At 56.5% G+C, this 3,911-nt stretch carries 2 protein-coding genes and 1 pseudogene; 2 read left to right on the forward strand and 1 reads right to left on the reverse strand.

Translation table 11 applies throughout. From position 1 onward, the window contains the following. Nucleotides 1–70 precede the first annotated feature (70 nt). Nucleotides 71–1,372 (forward strand): glycerate kinase, encoded by a 1,302-nt coding sequence (locus tag T18_RS22955; protein WP_080863778.1) that lies wholly within the window; start codon nucleotides 71–73, stop codon nucleotides 1,370–1,372. 784 nt (nucleotides 1,373–2,156) lie between these two features. On the opposite strand, the gene T18_RS22960 is transcribed toward T18_RS22955, so the two are convergent. Then, the gene (locus tag T18_RS22960) at nucleotides 2,157–3,221 is read right to left on the reverse strand and encodes a porin (protein WP_038497036.1); all 1,065 of its coding nucleotides are present in this window, start codon (nucleotides 3,219–3,221) and stop codon (nucleotides 2,157–2,159) included. A gap of 393 nt (nucleotides 3,222–3,614) precedes the next feature. Here T18_RS22960 and T18_RS22965 point away from each other — a divergent pair. Continuing rightward, nucleotides 3,615–3,871 (forward strand): annotated as a pseudogene (locus T18_RS22965) (transposase); the annotation flags it as partial. Nucleotides 3,872–3,911 lie beyond the last annotated feature (40 nt).

Genomic DNA, 3,911 nt, shown 5'->3' on the forward strand with positions numbered 1-3,911 from the left:
CTGGAATAGATTCCGAACTGTCCCGTTCCTCAACTGTCACATGATTGTCATAGTAGAAAGGAACGCTCCCATGTCTTTTACGGTTCTCGTTGCCCCCTCCGGTTTCAAGGAAAGTCTGTCGGCCGATCAGGCGGCCGACTGCATCGAAAGTGGCGTCCTACGAGCCTTTCCCGGTGTTACTGTCATTAAGGCGCCAATGGTCGATGGCGGTGAGGGTTTCACGAAGGCGCTCGTCAGGGCGACCGGCGGTACACTTCATCAACTGACGGTGACCGGTCCAGTCAACGAGCCTGTCGAGGCGCATTTCGGCTTCCTCGGCGGAACCGGCGAGCTGACCGCCGTCATCGAAATGGCAGCCGCCGCGGGCCTCAGCCTTGTACCGCGCGACCGGCGCAATCCCTGCCTGACGACGAGCTACGGTGTCGGCGAACTGGTGCGCGCTGCGCTCGACCAAGGCGCACGCCGAATCCTGCTCGGTTGCGGCGACAGCGGCATCAATGATGGCGGCGCCGGAATGGCCGAGGCGCTCGGCATCCGGCTGCTGGACGACAAGGGAAACCTCCTGCCTCGCGGTGGCGCGGCGCTGGCCCGTCTTGCTGCCATCGACTTGTCGGGCCGCGATCCGCGCCTTGAGAGTGTGCGCATTGATGCTGCCGTCAACTGGCACAATGTGTTGCTTGGCGAGCGCGGCGTTGCCCGCGTCTTTGGACCGCAGAAGGGCGCGACGCCGGCGCAGGTGGAGCTGCTCGTTGCCGCAATGGAGACATATGCAGCGGAAATCCGGCGCACGACGGGCATCGAGGTTGGCATGGCGCCCGGATGTGGTGCGTCGGGTGGTCTCGGTGCTGCGGTGTCCGGTCTCCTCGGCGGCGCACTGCACCCGCGTTATGATATCGTCATGCAGTATCTCGAGCTCGACCGTTTCATGGCAAAGGCTGATCTCGTCATCACCGCAGAGGGCAGTCTTGATGGGCAAACGCCGTTCGGCAAGGTGCCTGCGGAAGTGGCGGCTCGGGCAAAAACTGCCGGCGTGCCCGTCATTGCGCTTGCAGGTACCATCGGCAAAGGCGTGCGGCTCAATTTCGAGCATGGCATTGATGCCTTTGCCTCGATCCTGAGCAGGCCGTGCTCGCTGGAAGACGCGATCTTCAGCGCCCCGAAACTCCTTTCCAGGGCAGCTGAGGATGCAGCTCGCATGGTGCTGGTCGGGATGAAACTTGGGGCAAGGTCACGACTTACATCGGAGCATCGCGGACCGGCAGCTGGCCCGGCTCAGTTGGACCATAATATGGCGACAGCTCACTGCTATCCTGCACGAACAAGCGATAACGCCACCCAGCACAATCCCTGCCGCGCTGCGTCACGGATCTGACAGGACGTTCCTCTGCACGCTTCTGGTCGGCCCGGAAGGCCCCAGGTAAGCTATGTCGAACTTGAAAATAAAAACAATTTGCGGAGGTTTTTCGCCTTGATGGTATTTGAATGTCCCACTGTTTATCAAGTACCGCTAGATGCCGGGACGGATGGCATGAATTTCAAGAGACCGGAGGCGATACCGGCTTCCGTCTACCGCAACGTTTTCGTCCCGCAGAATTTCCGATGACCTGAGCCTGTAACGACTTCTTTCAGATTTGTTGAAGCCATTTCACGCAGTGCCGGCGGCGATCTGGCCGCATCCTTGACCGTTGCTTGACCCGCCACTTGAGGGCCTATTTTTTAAACCAAGTCTCGTTTATCAGTTTGTCCGGCGTGTCTTGTTATGTCGGTGTTCCACGCGTTGCGAAACAAACTGAAATAATTCGCCATGAGCGAATGTGAACCAACGGCAAGTCGGTGAGTAAGCTATAGCGTTGGTTTCTCAGTTGAACCGCTTGCTGCACGATCTCGCGCGTCAAATCTACACAGACCGCGAAGATGAAATGTCTAACCGCAGGCGACGCTTGAAACTGATATCCGGTGTCTGCATCGCCGAAATTCAAGGCCTTTCCCATCATTGGCCAGTCGGCCAAGCAGGTGGATCCTTTAATGGGGCAGACCATTGCCTTATGCTCTATGTAGCACTTACTCTCGATACAGGGTAGCAATCCTAATCTGCTCGTTCTCTGTTAAATAATTATGAGAGGCAGTGCGGAGAACCGCACTGCCTCTCATGGAATTTAGAACGTCCGCTGAAGGCGAACAAAACCCGTAACCTGATCGCCAGCGCCGCTGTCGATACCTTCGTCGCCATCGACGTCCTGGTAGTTAACAGTAACCTTGGTAGCGAGGCCCTGCGTGATCTGGTAATCTACCGTCACACCAGCGCGCCATGCGTCGCGGTCACCAACGAAGTCGTTGTCAGCGCCGATATCCACCGTACCGAAGTACTGAGCGCCGGGGGTGATGGTCAGCTTGTCCGTTGCCTTGATGGCGTATTCAGCAGCAACCGTCCACTCGGACTCTTCGTAGTAAGAGTTCGCACCGGAAGCCCATGCACCGGAAAGGCCGAACGTACCCGGCCCGATGTCAGCCGTAACGATTGCGCGGATTGCACCGTTTTCATAATCGGTGTCGTAGCTGCCGAGCAGGTTTGCGCTAACTACGCCAAACTTGGCACCAATGATCCCGCTGATACCGACATTGTTCGCGTTTTCAAGGAAGCCGCCCTTGGCAATGCCGAGGTTTGTTTCATCGTCACGCTCGGTTTCCAACTCTTCCACCGAGATACCAGCATAGAAGGAGCCGGCATCGTAGGTGTAACGCAGAGCGTTGCCGCGGGTTGAGTTCGAAGACAGGATATCGGTTTCGCCTGAGAGATCGTCATCCCACCAGGTGAAGGTATAGCCAACTCTCAAGCCGCTCAGTTCGATGAAAGCTTGATTAACCCTGACGCTGCGCTCGCTGTCATTGTCCGCATCGCCACGCAATTCAATGAAACCGCGCAGGGCGCCGAGCTCGGTGTCGGTACGAGTGTCAATATGGAACTGAGCTCGCGTGAAAGAATCCCAGTCGGACGTGCCGGATTCGTTACGACCGAAGTCGGTCTGGAAACGGATGTAACCGCCGAACTTCAGGCAGGTTTCAGTGCCGGGGATGTAGAAGAAGCCGGTGCCGAAAGCGTCGCAAACGCGAACGTATTCCAGGGGCTCAGGCTCGGCAGCGACGATAGCGTCAGCGGCCTGTGCGCCAGATACTGCTGCGAGAGCCGCAGCAGAGCCGATCAGTAGGCTCTTTATGTTCATAATGTTGTCCCTTCGATAGTTAAATCAATCATCACACAAACACCTGTAGATGCACCTTCTCAACTCACATACAATCCGACTGTTTGTAAATTAAAATGGGTCGCGATACGAGAGACAATCACGGAAACTGGTCTATGTGTTGCTCCCTCGCCACGGCTTAGAACTTAACCAAGGTCGTTTACAAACAATCCGAACGTATGTAATTTGGCCAGACGCTTGTATCGTGAGCGGCAGTTGTGTGATCTCCAGTCAGCACTGCGGGGGCGCATGTTGTATTTTAAAGCAACGCGCCCCCATCTGACCGATAATTTTCATCCCAGCACTGCTTTGGCAGATTAATTTTGCACTAACGATGATTTGGGCATCTTGAGCACTTTCATCGGGGTGCGCGAGATGGCGGAGTTGGATGTTGCGCTGGCGAACTGGCTTAAGCCATTCGTTGAGAAGCTTGGTCACAAGAAGCGGCGGCAGATGTGCACGGTCTACAATTCGGGGATGATCGGTCCGGGTGATCGCAAGAGTATCCGGTCGATGGCGGAACGCTTTGCGCCCGATCGCTACGAGCGCCTGTATCATTTCATCTCGGATGGCATTGGGATACCGGTCCTCTTGAGACGGAATTGGCTGTTCAGGCCGACGGGACCGTCGGGGCTTAGGGCAAGTTTGCATGACCTTGGGTGAAAACCGTAG

The organism is Rhizobium sp. TBD182 (genome assembly GCF_001950375.1).
Taxonomy (GTDB): domain Bacteria; phylum Pseudomonadota; class Alphaproteobacteria; order Rhizobiales; family Rhizobiaceae; genus Agrobacterium; species Agrobacterium tumefaciens.